This window comes from Mesonia maritima, assembly GCF_042433895.1.
GTDB classification, from domain to species: Bacteria; Bacteroidota; Bacteroidia; order Flavobacteriales; family Flavobacteriaceae; genus Mesonia; species Mesonia maritima.
The window spans coordinates 218,759-244,685 of record NZ_JBHLUA010000027.1; the positions used below are offsets into that span (position 1 = coordinate 218,759).

Here is a 25,927-nt window from a genome sequence, read left to right on the forward strand (position 1 = left end):
CACAATAATATAACATTTTCAGTTTTAAAATCAGTTTAAAAATACCCGCCAACTGGTATTTATTTCTATGCTAAATTAATAGAACTTTGGTGTAAACAATCAAACTTTTTGGGATCATGAAAAATTCTATTCTATATCTGCATTTTTTAATTGCATTCTTTTCATTTATAACTCTTTTTTCATGTGATCACGATGATAATACTGAAAAAGATTTAATAGGAAATGAGGGAAACCCACGTTTTAATCTTGAATTTGACAGAAGCAACGGCGCCGATTTGGACTTATACGTAAAAACCCCAAATAATGTAATGATGTATTTTGCAAATCCAATCTATGAAGGCGGAAAAGTAGATGTAGATTGTTTATGTGGCAATTGTCCAGATGGACCGGTGGAGAATATTTATTGGGAAGATGGAACCGCACCTATAGGAAAATATGAATATTGGGTTGAATATTATGATAGCTGTAATGAAATACAAAAACCGACTGATTTCACTTTACGTGTAACAAAAAACGGAAAGTTAATAGCGCTTCATAACGGAACAATTGAAAAAGGAACGAGTACAAAATTTATTCATCAACAATAAAAAAGCCGACTTTAAAAGCCGACTTTTTCTAAATTTTATATTTCTGATCTTCTTAGAAAGATGTGGTAATATTTAAGGTGAGTCCTGTATTTTTAGGAACAAAACGGCAAACTCCACCAACACAAATTAAACCTCCACGTTGTCTTCCGTAATTTAGAGCAACTCGTGTTCTACCTTCGGTATAACTTCCACCAACATTGTAATAGTGTATTTCTCCTTCTCCACCGTAATTCCAAGAATCTGCAACATACAGTCCGACACTAGAAGAAAAATTATATTCTGCTACGGCTGCCGCCCAATTGTGGCGATCTTGATCTGTCCATAAATGTTGTACTTCTAAGCGTGCAGATTTTCCTCCACCAAGACGATAGGTGTGTTCAGCCACGGCTACATTAGATTTAATATCTTTTATGCCCAAAAGACTTCCATCGGTAATACCTTTATCGATTATGGAATTGGTATAGTAATAGATTGCATTTAGATTCTTTGTCCACTTTTTCTTTATTTCTATAGTTGCTTCTCTAAAATAACGATCGCCTCCCGAACCAATAAATTTGGATGAATAACTGTTAGTTGGAACATCGAATTCTGCATCTAAACCTCCCCAATAAGCGAAGTTAGCTGAAAGTTTTGTCCCATATTTTCCTCCTAAAAAAGAATCTTTTTTCAACGTATAATAAATATCGAACTGGCCGCCCATTTCTCCAGCTTGTTCTTGATCTAACATTAATAACCTAGATTGAGGATTATAAACATAAATATTAGAGAGCAAATAATCGTGTTGCTTGGTTAACGCGGGAACATAATTAATACGCTGTTGATTGAATTGATTCCCTTCAGCAAGTCTATCGGAATAAAAGCTAAAGTTTTCTACTCTTCTAAGCGTAGCGTTCATTCCTAAACCACTTTTTGCATATCCTAAAGTTAGCAGAAGTGCATTTCCTTTATAGAGATTAGCATCATTTGTAATTTGTCCTTCATTTACCAACACATCGGGTTCTTTGTGAACAGCTTCGAAATTGGCATAAAAAGTTTTATAAAATAAATCTATTCTTCCGGCATACGCGTTTACAGTTGTAGGTACTTTAGCATTTCCCATATTATCTTGGTAACGACCGACGTAACTTCCTCCTAGATCTAAAAATAATTGATCTATATTTAAAAGTTGACCTGCATCTAAACGTGCATCAACTCCTTGAACTGTTCCTTCTGAAGTTTCAAAACCGAAACGTTGCTGACCATAGACTCCGGTAACATCAAAATAATCAGTAAAAGCGTATTTTACACGAACTCCTTTTAATGCGGTATTAATTCCTAATTGACGTTCTTCCCAAGCCCGAAGAATTAATCCGCTACCAAATTGCTCGTAAAAATAACCGGCGGTTATATCTAAGGATTCGTGTTTAAAGTTTAGATAATAATTTGCAACTCCGTTCCCTTCTAAGTTAGGGTCATATCCTAAAAGTGGTGCGGGTAAGTATGATTCATACTGAATTCCTGCTTTAAATTTTCCCAATTCATAATTCAAGAGGAAATAATTATTTGATCTAAATTGATCGTCTGGCGCTTGAAAACCTAGATCTTCATCATCTTGTAACCATTGGGAATTAGATTCGAATCCTCCGCTAAAATTTCCTAATTCTTGAGCATTTGCACTTATACTAAAAAATATAAGTACATATAAAAAATTATTAAGTTTCATCTACTAGTTAGTTGTTGTTCTTAAAAAATTATTTAGCGTATTCTTTAATTTTTTCATACAGTTCATCTTCCGCTCCTGGCGAATAACCGGAATGTCTGTAAACAACTTTATTATTTTTTACCAGCAGTGTTAAAGGTACCGAAGAAGCTCCTAATGCTCTTTTAAAATCGTTATTAGTGTCTAGTAAAATATGGTAATTCCATCCTTTCCCACTAATTAATGGACGAACTCTTTTCACAGTACGCGCATCATCTACAGAAACAGCATATAATTCTACTCCTGTTTCTTCTTGCCAATCTTCATAAACGTAGCTTATAGCATCTAGTTCTTTTAAACAAGGTACACACCAAGTTGCCCAAAGGGAAATTACCACAAGTTTGTCTTCAGAAAGTTCTTTGGCATTAATTTCATTTCCATTCAAATTTTTTAAATCAACATTTGGAATATTTTCTTGAGCTGTAATTGAAAAAGCTATACATAAAAAGGTAAAAATCGGGAGTAATTTTCTCATAAATTTAATTTTTGGTGCAAATAATTTTAGCAATATTATAACATTTAGTTTAAAATATTACTTAAAATGAACAAAAACTATATTAGGCTTATATATAAATGCATTATATTATATGTTAAAAAAATTCTATTTAACAATTTTTTAAAAAATTCCCTATATTTGTTTTTATTAACCCAAATTAATTTAAAATGATAAAAAAATTACTACTTTCATCGCTTGCTGTAGTAGCATTGTGTATGAATGTAAACGGACAGGTTTTCTTTGAAGATTTTTCTACTTCTACATTAGGAAATTTTACGGAAGACCAAATTAATGGTACTTTGCATTGGCAAAATTTTAATTTCTCAGAAGCTAAAAATGGTAAAGTTGTGGTATTCGGAGATCCGAAAAACGGAAATGGTAGTGAGACAGCTTTAATTACTCCAACGTTGGATCTTTCTCAAGCAAATGAATATATTCTTTACTTTTCAGCATTAATGAATGATAATAGTGGGAATACTAATGAATTACATGTTGAGATATCTTCTGATGATGGTTCTACATGGAATAATGTTCAATCATACACTAATCCTATAACAGTAAACGGAACAGCTGAATTAACCGATATTAAATTATCTTTAACTCAAAATTTAAGTTCTAATGCTAAAATAAGATTTAGAGGAGTAAATAAAAATGGTTATGTAATAGTTTTAGGAGAAGTATTTCTTTTAGAATCTATTAATAATCAAGCTTTAGTTCAAACAATCACTTCAAAAAACTTTGCTAAAACAAATGATAATATAGAAATCAAAGGTTCGATAGAAAATATTGGAGAAAATAATATTTCTTCTATTGAACTTAATTGGCAAGTTGATAATGGAAATACACAGACTACAACTATTAATAGTTTAAATATGCAACCTAGAGACAGTTACAATTTCTTACATCCTGATCTCTGGACTGCTCAAATTGGAGAACATGATATTAAAGTTTGGGTTTCTAAAGTTAATGGAGTGACTTTAAATTACTCTAAGATTGCTTCTCAACCTATTAATGTCTCTAATACTTCTGTCCAAAACACACCTTTATTAGAACGTTTCACAAGTGCAACGTGTGGTCCTTGTGCATCATTTAACAATCAAGTTTTTAATAATTTTCATCAACAACGAAATGGAGATTATGTTTATCTTGCTTATCATATGGATTTTCCAGATTATTCAAATCAAGGCGGGGCAGCAGGTGACCCATATTATACAGTTGAATCAGGTACAAGATTTGACTATTATGGTTTGGGTTCAGTTCCTAGTTTAGTAGAAGGAGGTGATATTGTTGATATTTATGCCCCTAATCCAAGTGCAACTCTTCGGAACACACTAGATGAATCTTTAAATAAAAATGCTTATTTTGAAATTACTTCTGCAAATGCTAAGATAGAAAACAAAGAGGTTTCTTTAGATTTAGACATACTTCCATATTTAAATGGTGAATTTACTATTTTTGCAGCGGTAAAAGAAAATGAAACTACCGGTAACGTTCTTTCACCTCAGGTTGGAGGAAATGGAGAGAGTGAATTTATAGATGTTATGATGAAAATGATACCAAATGAAAAAGGAACAACTGTAAATTTCACATCAGGAACTTCTTATCAAACGACTTTGACAGCTGATTTATCTGATACTTTTATTGAAGATTATGGTGATTTAAATGTAGTGGTATTTATACAACATCTACCTTCTAAAACAATTATGCAAGCAGCAAATGCTAATACTACACTAGGAACTGATGATTTTACATCTAATAGAGAAATTAGCATTTATCCCAATCCTACTAATAATGGATTTGTTAATATAAAATTAAAACAAGTAGGAACTATTGAAGTATATGATTTAACCGGGAGGTTAGTAATTAATCCCGTTAATTTAGAAGTTGGTAATAATAAATTAAATATCAATAAATTATCTAATGGTGTGTATATTATTAAAGTTAATTCTAATGGTAAAACTTCAACTCAAAAATTAATTATTAATTAAGGAAATTCATGAAAAAGATAATATCAAGTATAGTCGCTTTATTTATTACTATCAGTTTAAGTGCACAATTAGTGATACTAGATAAAGATGATAATATTATTCAAGATAATCAAACGTTTGCTTTCGGTACTACTGATATTGGCACTGCAAAGTTAAGTTTACATATTCAAAACAATTCCTCTCAAAATATAAGAGTTAAAGGGGAAGTTATCTCTTTTACCGGTACAAATGGAGATAATGTTCAATTTTGTTTAGGAGAATGTCTTAAACGTATTAATGTAGGAACTGTTGTACCTGAAAACGGAGGTTTTACTATATTTGCTAATGAAACCACAGACGGTAATGGCACCTATTTCTGGAATCTTGATGACGCAAATAATTATATTGAGTATAAGTTTAAAATTTATGAAATAGATAATTCGGATAATCAAGTTGGAGATGCTATTACTATTAATTACGTCTACGATTCCAGTTTAAACACTTCTAAAAAGGAGTTAAATAAATTAGGAGTAGATATTTCTAATACTATATCTTCAAATGAAGTTAATCTTCAACTTGCTGAAAACGTAAATGCGACATTTTATGATTTAAATGGTAAACAGCTATTTAAGAAATCTTTAGAAAGAGGTTTTCAATCTGTAAACATTTCTATGCTGAATTCAGGGATTTACCTAGTTCGATTTGAATCTGAAAATCATGGTCGTTCTGCTACTGCAAAAATTATTAAAAAGTAAATAAAATAAATCTTTTTAAATAATGTTATCTAAAAGCGGAATCTCCTGATTTCGCTTTTAGTTCTTTAATTAACACTTAATTTTATGGTTAAAATATTTAAAATTGCACTATTATTATTTCTTTCTCTAACCATTCTTAATTGTAGTTCAGATTATGATTATAGTCCAGATGTTAATACGAAAGATCTTACTTTCACTACACTTCAAACTAATCTTGAAGGCAGAACTGTAGTTGGCACAGCTGAAGTAGTAGAGTTTCAATTAAAAAATGATGCAAATGATGAAGAATTAAGCGAAGCTGCTACATTCTACATAAATGAAGAAGAAATTGATAGTAACGAGTATACATTCACAGAAGAAGGCTCTTATGAAATTTATGCTACTATAAATCAAATTGAAAGTAATAAACTAACTCTAAAAGTTGTTGATGGAAATTATGTTTCTGTAAGCACTCAAAAAGCTGTACGAGGTCAAACTGTAACTTTTCAGTCTTTTGATGTTAATGGAAATGAAACAACTCAAGAAAGCACTTTTATGGTAAATAATAATCCTATCTCAGGAAACGAATTCTCCAATGAAGAGTCAGGAATTTATTCCGTAAAAGCTACCTATCAAGGAAATACCTCTACTCCTACCGATTTTGAAATATTTACTCCAAAAAGAAAAGTTGCTTTAGAAGATTACACAGGTACATGGTGTGGCTGGTGTCCTCGCGTATTATTACTAATAGAAGAAGTTGAAGATGTTACTGAAAATATAGTTCCCATAGCTATTCACAATGAAGATAAAATGGTCTTTTCAACAGAACAGGAAGTAAATTGGCGAGAAGCATTCGAGATAGGGATTAGCCTTCCCAAACTTCGTGCAAACCGTACAGATAATATAAGTGTTATTCAAGATAGTCAAATTCCATCAGCGGTAGATTATATTACTTCAATGGCCGGTTCTGAAACCAATAATACTATTGCAATTGACACAAAATTATCGAGAGATAAATTAAAAGTTAACGTAAAACTTCTTTCTGAAGAAGGTCTAAATAGTTCTCATAAATTAGCCATTTATCTATATCAAGATGGTTTAATTTATGACCAGCACAATTATTATAATACAGTTGAAGGAAGCAGATGGTTTGGAGAAGGTGATCCAATTGAAAACTTCACCCATAATCATGTGCTAGAAGCGAGCTTAACTGAAAACTTATTAGGAGATAACATTGAAAGTATAAGTGCATACCAAACGTGGAATAGAACTTTACCAACGGTAGATCTTTCATCATACGCGGATACTGCGAACGGAAACACATTCGATCCAAAACGTTTTGGTGTTGCTGTTTTTTTAGTTGATGAAAACAATACAGCCATTAATGCACAATCAGTGAAAGCTGGGGAAAACGTTGATTTTGATGAATAGTTTTTAGACTAAAACAAGTCCTAAAAACAATACAGAAAATAAAAAAGTGCTCAAGGCTACTTTTTTTAATTCCGGATCTAAATGGTCCGGAATTTTTGTTTTAAATACGGTTGTAAGATGAAGAAGTAATGGAACAAACGCTAGTAAAGTAAAAAATAAAATTAATTTTTCATTTAAAATGATATAACTCGAAACACTTAAGAACGCAATAATTATTAAACTAGCGTGATATAGTTTTGCGTTTTTCTCTCCTAAATTTACAACTAGTGTAATTTTTCCTGCTTGTTTATCACTAATTCTATCACGCATATTATTTAAATTTAATACCGCGGTACTTAACAAACCTATACTGATTGCCGGAAAAAAAATTAAAAAATTTAATTTTTGGGTGTAAAGAAAATAAGTACCGCAAACGCTTAAAAGTCCAAAAAAAACAAAAACAAAAATATCACCTAACCCCCGATAACCATAAGCTGATTTCCCTACAGTATATTTTATAGCTGCAGCAATAGAAGCTATTCCGGCGATTAAGAAAAATATACTATATAAAAAGTTATCACTTCCAAAAGCACGATAGATTAATAATAAAGCTAAAAGAAAACTAATTGCAGAGGTGATTATCATCGCTTTTTTCATTTCCTTATCAGAAATAATTCCACTTTGTAAAGCGCGCATTGGTCCTACCCTATTTTCATTATCGGTTCCTTTTACGCCATCGCCATAATCATTGGCAAAATTTGATAGAATTTGTAATCCTAGCGTCGTTCCTAAAGCCAAAAGAAAAATTACCCAGTCAAAATTATTTTTCTCGATCGCTAACGCTGTACCGACCAATATTCCGGAAATTGAAAGTGGTAAAGTTCTTAACCGCGCTGCAGAAATCCACGTTTTTAATTTTACGCTCATAATTCTAAGCTGAAACTTTAATTAATAATTCTTTTAGTAATTCAGCTTGTGGCAAATTTGCTCCTACTCCTTTACTTTTTGCATCAATATCGCGTAAAACTTCAATTATTTTGCTTACTTTTTTCATCGGGTAATTTTTAGCAGCGGTGGAATAATCATTCACAAAAAAAGGATTTACACCCAACGCAGAAGCAACCGATTTTGGATTATGATCTCTTAAGCCGTGATATTGTAAAACCAGTGAGAAATACCGAAATAAAATAGGAATCGTCACTAAAATGGAATTATCTTTTGGGTTTTGAGCAAAATAATTTGTTATTCGGTAAGCTTTTTGAAAATCTTTTGCGCCTAAGGCTTTTTGAAGTTCAAAATTATTGAAGTCTTTACTTATTCCTATATTTTCTTCTATAATATTCGGCGTAATTTGTGTGTTTTTTGGCAGAATTAGCGCCAACTTTTCAAGCTCATTATTTATTTTTCCTAAATCTGTTCCTAAAAATTCTACTAATAAATGTGCTGCTTTAGGAGAAATTGTATACCCTTTGCTGTGCAGATTTTTTTTAATCCAATCCGGTACTTGATTTTCATATAAAGGTTTACTTTCAAATAAAATTCCGGTTTTCTTTAAAGCTTTATAAAGTTTTTTCCGCTTATCAATCTTTTTATATTTATAGCAAAAAACCAAAATGGTAGTTGGTTGCGGATTTTCAGCATAACTTACCAATTTTTCAATAGAACGTGATAAATCTTGCGCTTCCTTTACAATAATTACTTGGTAATCTGCCATCATCGGGAAGCGTTTTGCACTCGAAGCAATATCATCGATACTTACATCTCTTCCGTATAAAATGGTTTGATTGAAGCCTTTTTCTTCTTCTGAAAGTACATTATTTTCAATATAAGAAGCAATATTATCAATATAATAAGGCTCGTCACCCATTAAAAAATAAATAGGTTTAAACTCTCGCTTTTTTATATCTCCAATAATTTTTTTTACTTCATCCATACTTTCTAAAAAGTGAATTCCTATTTTTGGTATTTACTAATTTTAGTCAATTTTCTAGTGATCGAACTTAATTTGCCATCGTATAAATTTCGGTTCAAAAATAGCGAAAATAAAACGGCTATTTTTGATGTACTTCGGAAAAAATTTATTTTCCTCACACCCGAAGAATGGGTTCGACAGCATATTATTCATTATTTATTAGAAGAAAAAAATATTCCGCGGCAACTTTTAAATGCTGAAAAACAAGTAAAAGTAAACGGACTTACAAAACGTTATGATATTTTAGCGTATAAACCGGATGGAAAAATTCATCTCATTGTAGAATGCAAAGCACCTTCGGTAAAGATCACTCAAGAAACTTTCGATCAGATTGCGCGGTATAATTTAGCCTTAAAAGCCGATTATTTAATGGTTTCTAACGGAATACAGCATTATTATTGTCAATTAAATTATACGGAAGAAAAATATATTTTTTTAGCTGATATTCCATCATATTCTCTTTAATTTGTAGCGTGGAAATTGCTGTTGTCATTTTAAATTGGAACGGAAAAGCCTTACTCGAGCGCTTTTTGCCTTCGGTGATTAATAATTCTTCGGAAGCCACTATTTATGTCGCCGATAATGCTTCTACCGATAATTCAGTCGATTTTGTGAAAGCTAATTTCCCTGAAGTAAAAATCATTCAAAATTCAGTAAATGGCGGCTATGCGAAAGGTTACAACGATGCCTTAGCACACATTTCCGAAGATATTTTTATTCTCCTAAACAGCGATGTTGAAGTTACCAAAAATTGGTTGCGACCTTTTATTCAGCATTTTGAAAAAAATAGAAACACCGCAATTCTACAACCTAAGATTTTAGATTTTAAACGAAAAGATTATTTTGAATATGCGGGAGCTGCGGGAGGTTTTATCGATAAATTAGGCTACCCATTTTGTAGAGGAAGAATTTTTGAAACGCTTGAAAAAGATACCAACCAATATAATTCTGAAACTCCCATTTTTTGGGCAAGCGGCGCTTGTTTAGCAATCCGCAAAGAAGTTTTTTTTGAAATCGGAAAATTAGATGAAGATTATTTTGCGCATCAAGAAGAAATAGATTTATGTTGGCGCGCATTTAACGCGGGTTATGAAGCTTTTTACATTCCCGATAGCAAAATTTACCACGTCGGTGGCGCTACGCTTCAAGTAATGAATCCCAAAAAAACATTTTATAATTTTAGAAATTCACTCTATAATTTACTGAAGAATGTTCCTTATCCGCAATTTTATTTTTTAATCTTCCTTAGAATGATCTTAGATGGAATTGCAGGTTTTAAATTTTTATTAGAAGGAAAACCCGCTCATTTTTCAGCAATTTTAAAAGCCCACGGAAGTTTTTATCGCAACTTTTCAAAAATGATTAAAAAACGTCCCAAAAACCATCGAAAAAATTATTTTCAGGTAAAATCTATTGTGTGGAAATATTATATTCTCAAGCAAAAACACTTTAAAAAGCTATAAATTTCTTTAGCTAAATAAATGTTAATAAGCTTCCTTAAAACACCATATTTATTAGCTTTGAACATTAATTTATAATTAAATTGAATCTATCATGAAGAGAATATTTTTATTAGCCATAATGGCAACAATTACTCTATCATCTTGTGTATCTAAAAAGAAATATGCAGAACTTGAAGCACAACAACAAGAAACGCAAGACCGTTTAAATTCGGCTACCGTTAAATTAAACGCTTGTTTAGAAGATAAAAGAGTTACTACTACCAAGTTAGAAAGTTTAGAAGATCAAGTAAGTACTTTAAAAAATACAAATTCGGCATTGCTTAATAATCAAGGAGATTTAGCTACTTTATCTAAAAAAGGAGCTGAAAACTTAGAGCGTTCGTTAGAAAGTATGAAAGAAAAAGACTTACAAATTAAAACCATGCGTGACGCGATCAATAAAAAAGATTCGGTTACCTTGGCTTTAGTTACCAGTTTAAAAGGCGCTTTAGGAAATATTAATGATGAAGATATTCAAATTAATGTTGAAAAAGGTGTTGTATTCGTTTCAATTTCAGATAAACTTTTATTTAGAAGCGGAAGCTACCAAGTTTCTAACCGCGCGAAAGAAGTCTTAGGAAAAGTTGCGAAAGTAGTAAAGGACAAAAAAGATTTCGAATTTATGGTTGAAGGTCATACCGATACCGACCCAATTAGCAATTCTTGTATTCAAGATAACTGGGATTTAAGCGTAAAAAGAGCAACGGCAATTGTTAGAATTCTTCAAGACGACTTTAACGTAGATCCTGCTAGAATGACTGCTGCCGGAAGAAGCCAATACATCCCTGTTGCTTCTAATGATACCGCAGATGGAAAAGCAGCTAACAGAAGAACGAGAATTGTAGTTCTTCCTAAACTGGATCAATTTTACAGTATGATTGAAGACGGAATGAAAAAAGCTACTGAAAACAGTAAATAAAAAGCTTAGTTATGTATTGAATAAAAGCCTCAGATTTATTTTTGAGGCTTTTATTTTTTAAAGAATTCTTGATATTGCAAAACCCGAAAATCTAAGGTATTCATTTTCGGGTTTTTCTTTTTCAATTCTTTATAAAGTTGCATACTTCCTACAGCTCTATTCGCCGCGCCAGAAGGAGCGGTTAATGAAATGGTGGTAATTGTTCTTCCGTTTAAAACAAATTGATGTTCGCGCGGAACATCGTTACTAATTCTTTTTAATTTAATATCCGTAGGTTGAATATGTTTTCTGAAAAAATATTCCGGACCGTTTTTACTATTTCCACCGGTAAAAAGTAAAGTATCAATCCTAGGATTTTCTTCTAAAATCTGAAGCATATTCCGTAATTCTACTTCTTTCATTCCTAAATCTGAAGCATCAATTTTTTCGCGCCAAGCAAATTCTACTATATCGCAAATTCCAATTCCATTTTCTCGGAGAAAATCTTTTCGCTCTTTTACCGCTTCAGCAGTATTTTCAAAATTTAAATCAAGTTCAAAAATTTGATCTAGAATTTTCCATAACTGTCCGTCTCTACTTCCGTAACAAAAATCTACATCGTCGGATTTTAATTCTCTTACCGTAAATCGTGGCGGCGGAAGCGTACCCACAATTAATTTTGTAGCATTTTCAGGAATAAATGGCGGATATGGATGTGTGTGTTTAAACATTTTTTTGAAATTTAAAAACTGCTTACAAGAAAATCATCAATTTTAAGTTGAAGAGAATTCTTATAAACAGTTATATTTAAATCTAGATTGTCGAGTTTTATTCTAATTCTACTACTAAATCGTCACTTTTAACCATAGTTCCTTCAGTAAGATAAACTTTTTTCACCGTTCCATTTTCGTTAGCGGTAATTGTGGTTCCCATTTTCATCGCTTCAATGACAAAAAGTGGCTGGTTGTTTTTTACTTGATCACCTTCTTTTACCAAAATTGAAGAAAGTGAACCTTGCAACGGCGCGCCAATATGTTTTGAATTATTTTTATCTACTTTCTGATGAACTACTTTTTCAACTTTTATCGATTTATCTTGAATCTCGACATTTCTAGTTTGTCCGTTTACTTTAAAAAATACAGTCACCATTCCTTCATCATCTGCATCACCTACAGAAACCAATGTAATTAACAAGGTTTTTCCGCGATCAAGCTCGACAATAATTTCTTCGCCGGGTTCCATTCCGTAGAAAAAATTCTTGCTCGGAATATTCATTACCTTTCCGTATTTTACGTAGTGTTCGTATAAATCTTCAAATACTTTCGGGTATAATTTATAGGAAAGAAAATCGCTTTCTAACAATTCACGATCCATTCCATCGCCAAATTTTTCTTTAAACGCTTTAAATTCTTTATCAAAATCTACGGGTTCTAAATGCGCGTTTGGTCTATCGGTATACGGTTTTTCATCCCGTAAAATTATTTTTTGAATTTCAGTAGGAAACCCACCAACCGGCTGACCTAAATCACCTTTAAAGAAACTTTTAACCGATTCTGGGAAAGAAAGCGATGCGCCTTTTTCTAGAAAATCTTCAATCGATAAATTATTGCTGACTAAATATTGCGCCATATCGCCCACCACTTTACTACTTGGCGTCACTTTTATAACATCGCCAAACAATTGATTGACTTTTGCGTACATTTCTGTAATTTCAGTAAATCGATCTTTTAAACCTAACGCCTCAGCTTGCGGAACTAAATTTGAATATTGCCCTCCCGGAATTTCGTGACGATAAACTTCGCCCGTTCCCGCTTTTAGACCAGATTCAAACGGATAATAATATTCACGAACGTTGGTCCAATAATTAGAATATTCATTCAGTTTTTCAACATTCATTTTATTTTCGCGCTCATGATAACGCAAAGCTTCTACCATAGAATTAAAATTAGGCTGTGAAGTTAAGCCCGACAAACCAGCTAAAGCGACATCAATTACATCTACGCCGGCTTCAATTGCTTTAATATAAGTTGCCGATTGAATTGATGAAGTGTCGTGCGTATGTAAATGAATAGGAATATTTACTTCGGTTTTTAACGCGGAAACCAATTCTGAAGCGGCATAAGGTTTTAATAATCCCGCCATATCTTTAATGGCTAAAATATGCGCGCCGGCATTTTCAATATCTTTTGCTAATTGAATATAATAATCGAGCGTATATTTTGTTCGGTTAGGATCTAAAATATCACCGGTATAACACATCGCGCCTTCCGCTAATCCATCGGTTTTTTTGCGAACGTGTTCGATACACGGAGCGATCGATTTCATCCAATTTTGCGAATCGAAAATTCTAAAAATATCGATTCCGTTTTCCCAAGATTCCTGAACAAATTTTTCAATTAAGTTATCGGGATACGCCGTATAACCAACTCCGTTGGAACCACGAATTAGCATTTGTAACAATACATTTGGCATTGCTTTTCTTAGTAATTGCAAACGTTCCCACGGATTTTCCTTTAAAAATCGCATACAAACATCAAAAGTGGCGCCGCCCCAAACTTCTAAGCTGAAGATTTCAGGATGATTTTTCGCAAAACCTTCGGCTACTTTCAGCATATCTGTAGTTCGCATTCGGGTTGCCAATAAACTTTGATGCGCATCACGCATTGTAGTATCTGTAAAATGAATTTTTTGCTCCTTTTTTAACCATTCAGCAAAACCTTCGGGACCTAATTCGGTGAGTTTATTTTTTGTTCCGTTAGGATATTCTTCATTTTTAGGAAACTTCGGAATTTTTGGCGAGACTAATTTTTTAGAAGGATCGGTAAATTTTACGTCTTGATTTCCGTTTACAATGATATCACCTAAAAAATTTACCATTTTAGTCGCGCGATTACGCGGTTCGGTAATTTTAAAAAGTTCCGGCGTATTTTTAATATAATTTACGGTGACTTCTCCCCTTCTAAAAGTTGGATCTTTTAAAATATTATCAAGAAATGCCATATTGGTTTTTACGCCACGTACTCTAAATTCTGCTAACGCGCGACGCATTTTTCTACACGCGCCATCTAAGGTTCTGCTGTTGGCAGTGACTTTTGTAAGCATGGAATCGAAAAAAGGAGAAATCGTAACGCCTTGATAAACACTTCCTGCATCTAGCCGAATTCCGAAACCACTGGCACTTCTATAGGTTGTAATTGTTCCGTAATCGGGTTTAAAATCGTTTTTAGGATCCTCGGTAGTTATTCTACATTGAACCGCGTAACCGTTGGTTGAAAGATTTTCTTGATTTCCGATTTTAATTTGTTCATCAGAAAGTTTATAACCGCCAGCGATAAAAATTTGTGCTTTTACAATATCGATTCCGGTGACAACTTCGGTTACGGTATGTTCTACTTGAACACGCGGATTTACTTCAATAAAATAAATACTATCGTCTTCATCTACTAAAAACTCTACAGTTCCAGCGTTGTTATAATTTACCGCTTTACAAATATTTAAAGCGTATTCGTAAAGTTTTTGTTTGACGTTTTCATTTAAACCAATGGAAGGCGCAATTTCAATTACTTTTTGATAACGTCGCTGTACGGAACAATCCCGCTCAAAAAGATGTACAATATTTCCGTGATTATCGGCAAGAATTTGAACTTCTATATGTTTTGGATTTTCTACAAATTTTTCAATAAAAAGCGTGTCGTCTCCAAACGCGTTAGCGGCTTCTCGTTTAGATTCCGGAAATGCTTTTTTTAATTCTTCCTGATTTCGCAAAACGCGCATTCCGCGTCCGCCACCACCAGAAGCAGCTTTCAGCATTATAGGATATCCAATTTTATCGGCTTCAGTTAACGCAATTTCAACATCAGTTAATTCATTTTTATTACTTTGAATTACGGGCACGTTGTTTTGAATAGCGACTTCTTTAGCGGTAACTTTATCTCCTAAAGATTTTAAAACAGAAACTTTTGGACCGATAAAAGTAATTCCGTTTTCTTCACAAGCTTTTGCAAATTTGGCATTTTCAGATAAAAAACCATATCCGGGATGAATAGCATCGATCCCGTTTTCTTTGGCTACCGCGATAATTTTTTCAATATCAAGATAGGGTTTTATGGGTTCGTTATCGTCTCCGATTTGGTAGGCTTCATCTGCTTTGTAGCGGTGAAGTGAGTAACGATCTTCGAAGGTGTAAATACCAACGGTTCGCAGGCCAATTTCGGTACAAGCTCTAAAAATACGGATAGCGATTTCTCCTCGATTGGCGACAAGTACTTTTTGAATATTCATAGAATTATGTTTGGTAATGGTTAGCTTTAAGTTCTTAATATCGCTAAAAATTGAATGTATTGAAAGTATATTTTCTAAAAAGCTTGTTAAATTAAAATGCTTGGAAATTATGATATATTTTTTATACTAAAGCGTAATATTTTTCTTATATTTCGAAAATACCCTGACATGAAAAAAGTCAAATTATCTTTCTTTAAGAAAAATGAAATTCTCCAATTAGGAATATTCTTCGAATATAATTTAGCAACAAACCGAATTGCAAGGAACTTGGGAAATGTTGAATGGTCTGGAAGTTTGCATTGCTATTATTTACCGTATTCAGAAAAAGAAAAATATAGGGTTTATTCACATTTTAGAAAGTTTGGTTATTATGTAGATTATTCTGATTTATTAAAACTTCAGAAAAAAAAAGTAAAACCTGAGTTTGCTAAACCGAAATTAAAAAAACTCTCGCTTAAAAAAGAGTTGAACACTTTTGAGAAAGGTTGTTTATGGAAATATGTTCGCTATTTACGAGGAAAGCGTTATAGTGAAAGTACTGTAAAAACGTATTATTTTTTTATTCTGAATTTTGTTCGGTTTAAACAAAAACCGCCACGAGATCTTATAAAACGAGATTACGAAAAATTTTTAGAGCTTATTGCGGCTCATAATTATTCCATAAGTTCTCACCGCCAATGTGTTAGCGCATTAAAACATTTTTCGGTATTGTTTGAACCAAAAGAGGAAATTAATTTTGAAGTATTGCGACCTAAGAAAAGTAAAAAGCTACCCAATGTACTTTCACAAGCGGAAGTTATCGATATTTTACGTTGTACAAAAAACATTAAACATCGATTAGCTTTAGGTTTACTTTATTCGTCGGGATTAAGAATTGGCGAATTATTAAATTTAAAAGTGAAGGATTTTAATATAGACAGAAAACAACTTTTTATAAACTCTGCAAAAGGAAGAAAAGATAGAATTGCAATTTTATCGGAAGGAATTTTACCGCTTCTTAAAAATTATTTAGTAAGTTTTGAACCTACTAATTACCTGATTGAAGGAAAGAACGGAAGTAAATATAGCCCTGAAAGTATTCGTGCTTTTTTAAAAACTGCTTGTAAACGAGCTAATATTCAAAAACACGTTACTCCTCATACGTTACGCCATAGTTTTGCAACTCATATGATGGAAGATGGAATTGATATACGCTACATTCAGGAACTTTTAGGTCATAGCCGACCGGAAACAACTATGATTTACACGCACGTGAGTAGACAAGATTTATTGGAAATCAAAAGTCCGTTAGATACTGCTTTAGGAAGATTATCAAATTCTTATAACCATAACAAAAAAGTTCTGTTATCCCGGAATAATATATTATAAACAGATATATTTGTTAGGATATAACTAGTTGTACAACATTAAATAAACAAACTTCAAATATTAAAATAAATTTAAACGATTTGACTTATAGATTTTTAAGCAAAAGATTTCATCTCAAACTGATTTTTTCGATTCTAATTTTACTTTTAATATCATTAAGTTGTAACAAAATAAAAAAAGAAGAAAGTAAAAAAGTCGATATAATTAATGAAATAGATGATATTGAAGAAGGTTGGACAGAATACAATCGAGATGGAAAACGTTTACAAATTGAAGCATTGAAAATCGAGGACACTACATTCATAAACCAAAAAATTATTTTCGATAGTAAAGGACAAATTGATTACGCAAAAAGTAAGTTTTTTAAAATAAAGTTACCAGATACTTTAAAATTAGGTATAAATTATGGAATTGCCGAACTTTACACTTTCAATAAGCCTTTTGAAAGTAGGGCTTCTTCTATTATAATTGATAATATCTATCCTGACGGCACACTAGTAAAAGATACGTTTTATGATAATTATAAAAACTTAAAGTTTGGTGTTTTTGGAGACAAAATAGGACCTAAATCAATAAAAGGAGAGATTTCAGAATTATTATTGGCGACAGATAAAGATGGAAATGGATACAAAATAAAAATAACCTCTTTTTTTGAAAAAAATATCATAGTATCAGAATAAAAACGCTGTACAACATTGTGTATACGCAATAGCTGGGTTTGTGACTGAAACCAAAGTTTGGGATATTTTGCTAACTTTGAAATTGAAATGAAAAGATAACGAATTCTTGCGCACTACTGCGCATACACGAAAACGTTGTGTACAATACGATGAAACGAAATTTAAACATATTTCTGATACTAATTTCAACTTTGAGTTTTTCTCAAAACAACTCGGAATTTGAAGTTTTTAAAAAAATTATTGACCACGAAATTGGAAAAGGAATATTAGGAATTTATATCCAATGTGAAAAACCTAAAACTTTTTTTGACCAAAAGGATTTTAAAGAGCAAACTGGACTTGAAGTGCCTGAAAACATATTAAAAGAAATTGAAATAAACGGAACAAAAAGCAGTGACGGAATTTGGAATTCGGAATTAATAAGCGAATTGAGTTATGGCTCAGACTTTATCAAAAGCAAAAAGTGTTTGACCAAAAAAGACGCTGAACTAATATTTGAAAAAACGAAAAAAAGACAAACTATCGTTTCCATAAGCGAACCGATTTTTGACAATAATTATGAAAATTGTGTTGTTTCCGTAACTTACTGGAAATTTACAGGAAGTGCTTATGGGCATAAATATTTTCTGAAAAAAGTCTACGGAGTTTGGACAGTAATAGTTGAATATGGAATGTGGATGACATAAAAAAAGTACTGTACACAACACCGGCTATAGTTCATTGCTTCTGACTTTCCCTTCGGAAAGTCCTCGCAAATTTGCTATCTTCGGTTTACGGCGGAAAATCCTCGCGGATTTTCACGCAACGAAACCATAGCCAAACACGTTGGCAACAAGCTAAACCCAAACCAAAAAGCAATGAAAAAAATTTTACAATTAGTCTTACTAATAACAGTGGTTACATCGTGCGAACAATCTAAAAAGTATGAGTATGTAGAAATTGGGCTAAAAGAATCACTTTTTGGAGGAACAGAAAGAGACGAAAAAGAAGCCGTAACAATTCGAGCAAAAAATGACTCAATCGCTTATTTAGAGGCTTATCAAAAATTTTGTATTTCAGAGAAAGTATCCCAGGATATGAAAGAAACACTTGGCTCTTCATCTTCTGTCCCAACAGATTTTAAATTAATTGACGAAGAGGGAAATAATGTTGCTCTATTGGCAAATTTTGATGGAATTGATTCTCTAAAAAATGAGGTTAGAAACAGAATTTTCAAAATGAAAAATTCTTTAAAAGAAACAGTTGAAAACAATAAACGAGAAAAAATAAAAGATTTTAAGAACACGGTTCAAATAGATAGTGCTAAAATAAAAGAGTTAGACAAGTATTTTACCAGCGAAACAGATGAATTTGACCCAAATGCTTTAGTTTGGCATAAGCCTAAATCTGCACCAAAATACACTAATCGAAATGGAATATATTGTTATTTCCAATCAAATGATGGAATGCCAAGTAATTTAAGATTGCGAATGCAATATCACGCTGACGACTGGTTATTTATTCAAAAAGTTCAGTTTTCAATAGACGGAAAAGCTTATGAATTTATTCCGAGAGATACAGAAACTGACTCTGGAAATGGTGGACGAATTTGGGAATGGTTTGACGAAGGAATGGGTAAATCTAATACGGAATTATTAAATGCACTTGCTAATGCAAAATCAGCTAAAATGAAGTTAATTGGTCGTCAATATTATAAAGTAAAAACAATTACAAATAATCAAATTAGAGATATAAAAAGAAGTTTAGATTTATATAAGGCAATGGGAGGAACATATTAATAATGGAAAAAAGCCAGTTGCCAACAATGCGTATAGCCAATTCCGGCTAAATACTTATTCGAAATTCCCTGTTTTTTAGCAAAATTTATTTTAAGCGGACAAAACCTGGTAAACCAATCCGCAACTGTCCATACTCAAAACCGTTAGGGTGCATTTGAATGAAAAAAATTACTTACATCATATTATTAGTTTTTATTGCAATTAGTTGCAAAAATTCAATTTCGGAAGCGGATAAAAAACGTGTGACTGAATTGAATGAAAAAGCAGTTAACTACCGGATGAATGGCGATTTAGAAAATGCTAAAAGTAATTATTTAAAAGCTATCGAAATTGACCAATCGGATGCTTTTATCCGTTATGAACTAATGGGAATTTATATTGAGCAAGATAGTTTGGATAAAGCCTTTGAGATTTTGGAAAAAGTACCTTCTGAACAAAAAGAAACCGAATACTATTACCAAGTGAAAGGCGGACTTTTTGAATACAGCGGACAAATGGAACAAGCGATTGAAAATTATAAACAAGCTCTTGAATTAACGGACAAACCAAATGTTAAAGATGAAATGGATTTAGGTCCTTTAATTAACTACGCTATGCTCGAAACATTGGCTGGAAATAAAGAGCAAGCAGTAAACCGACTGAATAAAACTTTAAATATGCCTTGGCTCACTGCAAGCAATAAAGAATATCTCGAAACATTCAGAAATGAGTTTGAATTTTATCAAGGTAATGGAACTTTAGAATTTGACCCGAAAAGAGATATTTTAATAAAGACCACAAATTCAGACAGCTTGAAATCTATTTTGAAAGAAAATCATATCAATATTTCGGGAAGTAGTTCGAGCAATGGAAATGACACAACCGAAATATATTTATCAAAAAAATATCGAACTGGAATAAATAAACTAAATATAAAAACGCACCCTAACAGCGTATATAAAAAATAGCGGCTGATGGTTAAACAAATTGAAATTTCTACTTTTAAAATACATTAACGCTATCTGAAAAGTCCGAACTAACAAAACCGCTACTTTTCATATACGCAAACCGTTGGGCATAATTTAAAAAAACAAATAATAATTAAATCTAATTTCATCAATCAAAAAGAAACTGAATGAACCGCAACATCATCTTAATTTTATCACTTTTGGTATTAGTCGTGCAGCCGATATTTTCACAAAATGAAAATAAATGTGAAAATATAGTAGAGCAAACTTTTGAAGCAATTGATAACAAATCATCTGACCATTTAATCCAATATTTATCCGAGGATTTTAAAATTGCCGGACAAACGGGTGAAATAGCAAAAAAAATACTGGGACAGCTGTTTTCTCAATTAGGAGAAACTGTAAATAGTTACAAAGAGAAAAGTAGGACAAAGAAAGGGAACAACAGCTTGGAAATAGTTTTTTCAGTTGATTATGAAAAAATGGGTAATAAAAAATCAGTTTTTACTTTTAATGAAAATTGTGAGTTAGAAGAACTTGAACTTTTCCAAATGGAGGTAAAAGTTTTAGAAGAGGGAGCTACCAAAATAAAGAAACCTAATCAGGAAATAATTGAAATTCCTTTTCAAAAAGTTAGGAACTTAATTGCTTTCGAAGTACTCTTAAATGGAAAGAAAAGAGTATTTATCTTGGACACGGGGTCGCCAAAAGTAGTTTTAAACTCTAAATACATTGACGGTCAAAAAGAGCAGAAATCAATATCCTCTACAAAAGATGTTAACAATAACAATATTTCTGGAATGGATATAACTTCCGTCCAACAATTAAGTTTTGGAGGTATCGAGATAAATGAGCAAAAAGTAGTAACAACAGACCTGTCCCATTTAGAAAAAAGTCTCGAAGCAGAAATTTATGGTTTAATTGGCTATGAAATGATAAAAGATTACGATGTTCTATTAGATTATGAAAATCAAAATATGATTTTAATTAATCCCAACACCTTTGAAAATTTTAAAAGTAAAAATTTAAATAACCACCAAATAACGAGAACTCCCTTTGAAATGAGAGGACATATTCCTGTTATAGAAGTACGAATTGACAACCAAAATTTAAATCTTGGTATAGATACTGGAGCTGAAGCAAATCTCATTGACCAAAAATTATTTGATGAATTACAAAAAAATATTAATGACTTTCAAAAAGACAATTTAGTAGGAGGTGATGTAAATTCCAGCCAAGTTCATAGTGGATTATTAGAAGCAATGACAATTAATAACAGAGTTTATCAAAATGTATATACCGTCTTCACGAATATAGAACATTTAAACAAAGACAAAACGAAATTAATTGACGGTTTAATTGGATATCCCATACTTTCTCAACAAAAACTAATTATTTCATTTGACAGAAAGGAAATCTTATTTATAGAATAAAAAACTATGCCCAACAATGGCTATAAAAAATAGCTGCTGCTGCTGTACTTAATCGAAAGTTTTTGTACATTTTAAAAAATCAAAGCTGCGGCGGACAGGTTTGCGCCTGTTTTCCGCTACTTTTCATAGCCGTAGCCGTTGTGCAACATTTAAAAAAATATTAATAAGTAAAAAATATGAAAATTAAACTTTTAATTGTAGTCTTAATAATAAATAGCGTTGCTTATAGTCAATCTGAAAAAGAAATTGCATTTGAAAATGATATTATTAAACTAGTGGAAGAAATGGAATTTATGTATGGGTATGATCAAACTCTACGAGAATATACAATATATAAGACTTTTGATAAATCAGAAACTGATAGAATTGAAAATTTAAGCGATAGTATTAGAATAAATGAAATTGCTAGAAGACAATTCAAGTCCGATAGTTTAAGAAAATTTATTTGGAAAAATTACATTAATCCTAAAGATGCTGAACACACTGAAAGGATGATTGAAATAACAAAAAAATATGGATTCCCCAGTATTGAACGAATAAAAAAACACTACAATAAAAAATTCACTGACCCAGAATTTGACCCGTTAATAATTTTTATTCACTCGCCAAAAAAATATTGGAAAGAATTAAAAGAATTAATGTTAAACGAATATCAGAATGGAAGAATTAATAAATGTCAATACGGATATGCACTTTGGCAATTTACTGGACGTAAAAGTTTTCAACCAATGCTCGATAATGGATTTAAAATAGTCGAAGAAAATGGTAAATCAACCATAAAATCAACCTGTGAATAAAAACGTTGCACAACAAAGTATAACCTCAATTACGGCGGATTCGACTAAGTCCAAATCCACTCGGAATTACTAACGTCTGTGCTAAACCGAAAATAATTAACTTTAATCCCGTAACTGACGGTTATACGCAACACGTTGTAACCAATTTGAAACGAGAATGTTCGGAATATTTAAGAAGAAAAAGACAATTGATTTTTTATACTCGGATTTAAAACCAAATGACCGAATTAGGAAAATATTGACTGAATTTGTTCTTCCCGAATTAGAACCTTTAGGATTTAAACTACTCAAATCTGAATTGACTTTTAAACGTGATATTGGAGATTTTCAGCATACTATTCACTTCCAAAAAACAAAATGGAATAGCGGAAATGAAGTTTGCCAATTTAAACCTCATTTTGGAATTTACTCAAATGCGCTAAAAAAGTATTACTCTAAAAATGGAACTAAAATCTCTGAAAACCCATTAATTCATAATAGACAAGCAGAATATTTGGAATGTTGGAATCACGAACTTTATGAAAACAGTTGGTATGATTTAGTAAATTATGACAATAATAAAGTTATAGAATTATTAAAAAAAAATTTACTGAATTGCGGAATGGAATTTTTTAAGCACTCTGAATCTGAAACTGGAATTGTCGATTACATTATGAGTCTGAATTCATATTATTATCTGACACCAACTTTATTTGATATTTGCAAAATGTATGACAAAAGAGAAAAGGCAAATGAACTTTTAAAGTGGTTTAGGAATTTTCAGAAAAATCCTGAAAAGAAATTTAGCGAAGATATTTTGGATTCTGTAACTGAACGAGAAAACGAATTAAAAAACTGGTTACAACACCGTGTATAATTAATTGCTTGGTTCACTGCCGACTTACGAACATTCCTGCGGAATATTCTATCTGTGATTTATTTGCTAAATTAGGTGCTTAACCACGCAACTAACCATACACAATCACGTTGTGGTGCATTAAAAAATATGAAGAAAGTTAAAAAAATAGAAATAATTATTTTAGGCATCCTTTGGACAATTTCTATAACCACATATTCAATTGCACTATTGAATAATTATGCTCTTTTCAATTCCGACTATCTCGGATTGGTAGGTTTAATAATAGTAACTGTTATTGCTTTTATCAGACCTCAAAAATTATTTATAAGTATATTTATTCTATTAATATTTGGACTATTTAACTTGCTGTCTTTTGCATACTTTTTTAATATAGTTTTAGTATTTGGATTCTCAGTTTTAATAACTCCTGGAATACAATTTAATTCACTTATATTACTAACTATCTTAGTAATTAAAAAACGAAATAAATTAGAACAACTTTATCAGGATACATTTAGAGAAACAATGGAGGAAAAAGAAGAAACAAAGTTAAAGACTAAAAATAAATTCAAGATGAAGTTTAATGAACTCAACGACAAGGAAATTGAAAATAAATTGCAACAAGATTTAGTTCCTGAAGCAATTTCTGCCCTAAATGAAATAAAAGAAAATAGAAAGAAATAAAAATAGTTTTTTGGAAATCTTCATTAATTCCTCTCTATAATTACTTGGAATGTTTGAAATATACAAATTCATTTGAAAAAATAATTTGGCATAATAAAGCATTAACCGATAGAATAAAAAACGCACCACAACAACGTATATAACTCATAGCTAATTAGTTGCTTAAACGAAGTTAAGGCGTATTTGAAAGTCGCCAAATTTTTAAATTTGACGATTTCTAATAAAAAAGATAAATAGTAAAATTTAAAAATCTGGTTTGTGCTTAATCCGAAAATAATTTTCTAATTTGCAAGCTACAAGCCATATACAAACTCGTTGTGCACTATTACAAAAAAACCAAACCCTAAATCATTTATGAAACAAACGATTTTATTTTTTGCATTATTAATTCTAACATCCTGCGGAGTTCAGAAAATTCCACTAAATGAATTACATACTTTGGAGCCAGTAAAACTTTACGAAACTTCAAATGATTTCCTAAACAAAAAACCAACGGAAAATGAATTAGGAATTCTGGTAAAAGACAAAAGCGACCAACACATAACTATAAAAGGAATATTTGACTTAAAAACCGGTGAAAAAAATAAAAGTGGAATTTCAGCTTGGGCGATTGAGTACAATAACAATAATTATTTCAACTTGGGATATTCAACCGATGTAAATCATTGGGGTTCTTATGCCAAATTTGACATTGAAGGAAAGTATTGTGCTATAATAATTGACGATAATTCACCGTATATTCTCAAAACAACGAGCCAAACTTATGGTGGAGGACTTACAGGCAGTTTAATCGCTGAATCACTAAAATGGGGAAAAAATTGGGAAGATGAAGAAGGTAATAAAAAGAGAATTTTATTTATCGACACAGAAGATATCCATAATAAAATGATGAGTCGAAATGAAAGCGCTCACGGAAATTATTTTACGAAAAAACAATTTAAAAAGATATTAGATGAGACAGGAACAGTTTTAACTGACGAAAAAATAAAAGATATTGAATTTCACAGAATAATTGAACTGATTAAAAGTGCTAATGAAAAATAACAGTGCACAACAATGCGTATAGCCAATTGCGACTAAATACTTAATCGATATTCGATATTTTTAGCTAAATTTATTGTCAGCGGATAAAACCCGGCTAATCAACCCGCAACTGACCATACTCAAAACCGTTACCAAAAATACCTCGAAATAAAAATCAGTAGGAATAAAAATGAAGTTTTAGAAAGATCAAAATTTTCGAAAAAGCAGAACGAAAAAAGTTAGTTTGTGAAGGAAGATCAAAGTAAAAATATTCTAAGTTGATTTTTAAAAGTACCAGTATTTCATTTTAAAATTAAAATCAATACTCAGAAAAAAAGCAGAACGCTGAGAAAATAAAATATCTCCCTAAAAAATTTAAAAGCACAACGCGACCAAAAAGCAAAATGAAATAAAGATAGTTGTCGAGTAAAATTAAAGTAATATTCAAAATTGATTTTTACAAGAATCGGTATTTCATTTTAAAAATAATATCAATACGCAGAGAAAAAAATCACAACGGGAAGAAAAGCAGAACGCCTCGGCACTTTAGGTAACAACGGTTATAATTCATTGCTGCGGAATTTCCTAGCGGAAATTCACTCTTTTTTGCTAAATTAGTTTTGCAAACAGAAAGAATCCTGCGGATTTTTCCGCAACGAAATCATAACCAAACCCGTTAGCTGCAAGCTGAAAAAACGTCATTTCCTGAAATAGGTTGACCAAAAATCAATCATTTAATTCAGGATCAAGATGAAAGACAACAAACCTCCATGCCCAAAAAAAGAGTACCAAAA

23 protein-coding genes are annotated in these 25,927 nt (G+C 31.6%); 17 read left to right on the forward strand and 6 right to left on the reverse strand.

The features are described 5' to 3' along the window. The first annotated feature begins 116 nt into the window (after positions 1–116). A complete protein-coding gene (locus ACFFGL_RS14700; RefSeq protein ID WP_309727805.1) occupies positions 117–587 on the forward strand; it encodes a hypothetical protein in 471 nt (156 codons plus the stop codon). A gap of 52 nt (positions 588–639) precedes the next feature. Here the strand turns inward: ACFFGL_RS14700 and ACFFGL_RS14705 are convergent, their stop codons facing one another. After that, the gene (locus ACFFGL_RS14705) at positions 640–2,289 is read right to left on the reverse strand and encodes a DUF6029 family protein (RefSeq protein ID WP_309727806.1); all 1,650 of its coding nucleotides are present in this window, start codon (positions 2,287–2,289) and stop codon (positions 640–642) included. Positions 2,290–2,317: 28 nt separating this feature from the next. Beyond that, a complete protein-coding gene (locus ACFFGL_RS14710; protein ID WP_309727807.1) occupies positions 2,318–2,800 on the reverse strand; it encodes a TlpA family protein disulfide reductase in 483 nt (160 codons plus the stop codon). Positions 2,801–2,988: 188 nt separating this feature from the next. Between ACFFGL_RS14710 and ACFFGL_RS14715 the strand changes: the two genes are divergently transcribed. From ACFFGL_RS14715 to ACFFGL_RS14725, 3 genes are all read left to right on the forward strand, one after another. Beyond that, a complete protein-coding gene (locus ACFFGL_RS14715) occupies positions 2,989–4,809 on the forward strand; it encodes a T9SS type A sorting domain-containing protein (RefSeq protein ID WP_309727808.1) in 1,821 nt (606 codons plus the stop codon). A gap of 8 nt (positions 4,810–4,817) precedes the next feature. Then, positions 4,818–5,543: a T9SS type A sorting domain-containing protein gene (locus ACFFGL_RS14720; protein ID WP_309727809.1), complete on the forward strand. Its 726-nt coding sequence runs from the start codon at positions 4,818–4,820 to the stop codon at positions 5,541–5,543. A gap of 84 nt (positions 5,544–5,627) precedes the next feature. After that, positions 5,628–6,953, forward strand: coding sequence for an Omp28-related outer membrane protein (locus ACFFGL_RS14725; protein WP_309727810.1), 1,326 nt, complete (start codon positions 5,628–5,630; stop codon positions 6,951–6,953). 3 nt (positions 6,954–6,956) lie between these two features. On the opposite strand, the gene menA is transcribed toward ACFFGL_RS14725, so the two are convergent. After that, complete coding sequence (gene menA / locus ACFFGL_RS14730) at positions 6,957–7,859, reverse strand: 1,4-dihydroxy-2-naphthoate octaprenyltransferase (protein WP_309727811.1); 903 nt, start codon at positions 7,857–7,859, stop codon at positions 6,957–6,959. A gap of 4 nt (positions 7,860–7,863) precedes the next feature. Beyond that, positions 7,864–8,865: a DNA polymerase III subunit delta gene (holA, locus tag ACFFGL_RS14735; protein ID WP_309727812.1), complete on the reverse strand. Its 1,002-nt coding sequence runs from the start codon at positions 8,863–8,865 to the stop codon at positions 7,864–7,866. Between the two features lie 57 nt (positions 8,866–8,922). Here holA and ACFFGL_RS14740 point away from each other — a divergent pair, with 57 nt between their 5' ends. From ACFFGL_RS14740 to ACFFGL_RS14750, 3 genes are all read left to right on the forward strand, one after another. Next, positions 8,923–9,369: a type I restriction enzyme HsdR N-terminal domain-containing protein gene (locus ACFFGL_RS14740; protein ID WP_309727844.1), complete on the forward strand. Its 447-nt coding sequence runs from the start codon at positions 8,923–8,925 to the stop codon at positions 9,367–9,369. 8 nt (positions 9,370–9,377) lie between these two features. After that, the gene (locus tag ACFFGL_RS14745) at positions 9,378–10,367 is read left to right on the forward strand and encodes a glycosyltransferase family 2 protein (RefSeq protein ID WP_309727813.1); all 990 of its coding nucleotides are present in this window, start codon (positions 9,378–9,380) and stop codon (positions 10,365–10,367) included. Between the two features lie 91 nt (positions 10,368–10,458). Continuing rightward, entirely contained in the window at positions 10,459–11,325 is an 867-nt protein-coding gene (locus tag ACFFGL_RS14750) for an OmpA family protein (protein WP_309727814.1), read from the forward strand. A 50-nt stretch (positions 11,326–11,375) separates the two neighbouring features. Here the strand turns inward: ACFFGL_RS14750 and ACFFGL_RS14755 are convergent, their stop codons facing one another. After that, on the reverse strand, positions 11,376–12,035 hold the full coding sequence (locus ACFFGL_RS14755) for a uracil-DNA glycosylase family protein (protein ID WP_309727816.1): 660 nt from the start codon (positions 12,033–12,035) through the stop codon (positions 11,376–11,378). 97 nt (positions 12,036–12,132) lie between these two features. Continuing rightward, on the reverse strand, positions 12,133–15,585 hold the full coding sequence (locus ACFFGL_RS14760; protein ID WP_309727818.1) for a pyruvate carboxylase: 3,453 nt from the start codon (positions 15,583–15,585) through the stop codon (positions 12,133–12,135). A gap of 168 nt (positions 15,586–15,753) precedes the next feature. Between ACFFGL_RS14760 and xerA the strand changes: the two genes are divergently transcribed. The 10 genes from xerA (at position 15,754) to ACFFGL_RS14810 (ending at position 25,154) form a co-directional block, all read left to right on the forward strand. Then, entirely contained in the window at positions 15,754–16,953 is a 1,200-nt protein-coding gene (gene xerA, locus ACFFGL_RS14765; protein ID WP_309727820.1) for a site-specific tyrosine recombinase/integron integrase, read from the forward strand. A gap of 80 nt (positions 16,954–17,033) precedes the next feature. Beyond that, entirely contained in the window at positions 17,034–17,633 is a 600-nt protein-coding gene (locus ACFFGL_RS14770) for a hypothetical protein (protein WP_309727821.1), read from the forward strand. 191 nt (positions 17,634–17,824) lie between these two features. Next, the gene (locus ACFFGL_RS14775; protein ID WP_309727823.1) at positions 17,825–18,319 is read left to right on the forward strand and encodes a hypothetical protein; all 495 of its coding nucleotides are present in this window, start codon (positions 17,825–17,827) and stop codon (positions 18,317–18,319) included. Between the two features lie 171 nt (positions 18,320–18,490). Next, the gene (locus ACFFGL_RS14780) at positions 18,491–19,411 is read left to right on the forward strand and encodes a hypothetical protein (RefSeq protein ID WP_309727824.1); all 921 of its coding nucleotides are present in this window, start codon (positions 18,491–18,493) and stop codon (positions 19,409–19,411) included. 158 nt (positions 19,412–19,569) lie between these two features. Continuing rightward, a complete protein-coding gene (locus tag ACFFGL_RS14785; protein WP_309727826.1) occupies positions 19,570–20,358 on the forward strand; it encodes a tetratricopeptide repeat protein in 789 nt (262 codons plus the stop codon). A gap of 200 nt (positions 20,359–20,558) precedes the next feature. Further along, positions 20,559–21,791, forward strand: coding sequence for a pepsin/retropepsin-like aspartic protease family protein (locus ACFFGL_RS14790; RefSeq protein ID WP_309727827.1), 1,233 nt, complete (start codon positions 20,559–20,561; stop codon positions 21,789–21,791). A 176-nt stretch (positions 21,792–21,967) separates the two neighbouring features. Further along, complete coding sequence (locus ACFFGL_RS14795) at positions 21,968–22,588, forward strand: hypothetical protein (protein WP_309727829.1); 621 nt, start codon at positions 21,968–21,970, stop codon at positions 22,586–22,588. A 238-nt stretch (positions 22,589–22,826) separates the two neighbouring features. Then, on the forward strand, positions 22,827–23,444 hold the full coding sequence (locus tag ACFFGL_RS14800) for a DUF4304 domain-containing protein (RefSeq protein ID WP_309727831.1): 618 nt from the start codon (positions 22,827–22,829) through the stop codon (positions 23,442–23,444). 129 nt (positions 23,445–23,573) lie between these two features. Then, positions 23,574–24,110 (forward strand): hypothetical protein, encoded by a 537-nt coding sequence (locus ACFFGL_RS14805; RefSeq protein WP_309727833.1) that lies wholly within the window; start codon positions 23,574–23,576, stop codon positions 24,108–24,110. Between the two features lie 354 nt (positions 24,111–24,464). After that, positions 24,465–25,154, forward strand: a complete 690-nt coding sequence (locus tag ACFFGL_RS14810; protein ID WP_309727835.1) for a hypothetical protein — start codon at positions 24,465–24,467, stop codon at positions 25,152–25,154. The last annotated feature ends 773 nt before the right edge of the window (positions 25,155–25,927 follow it).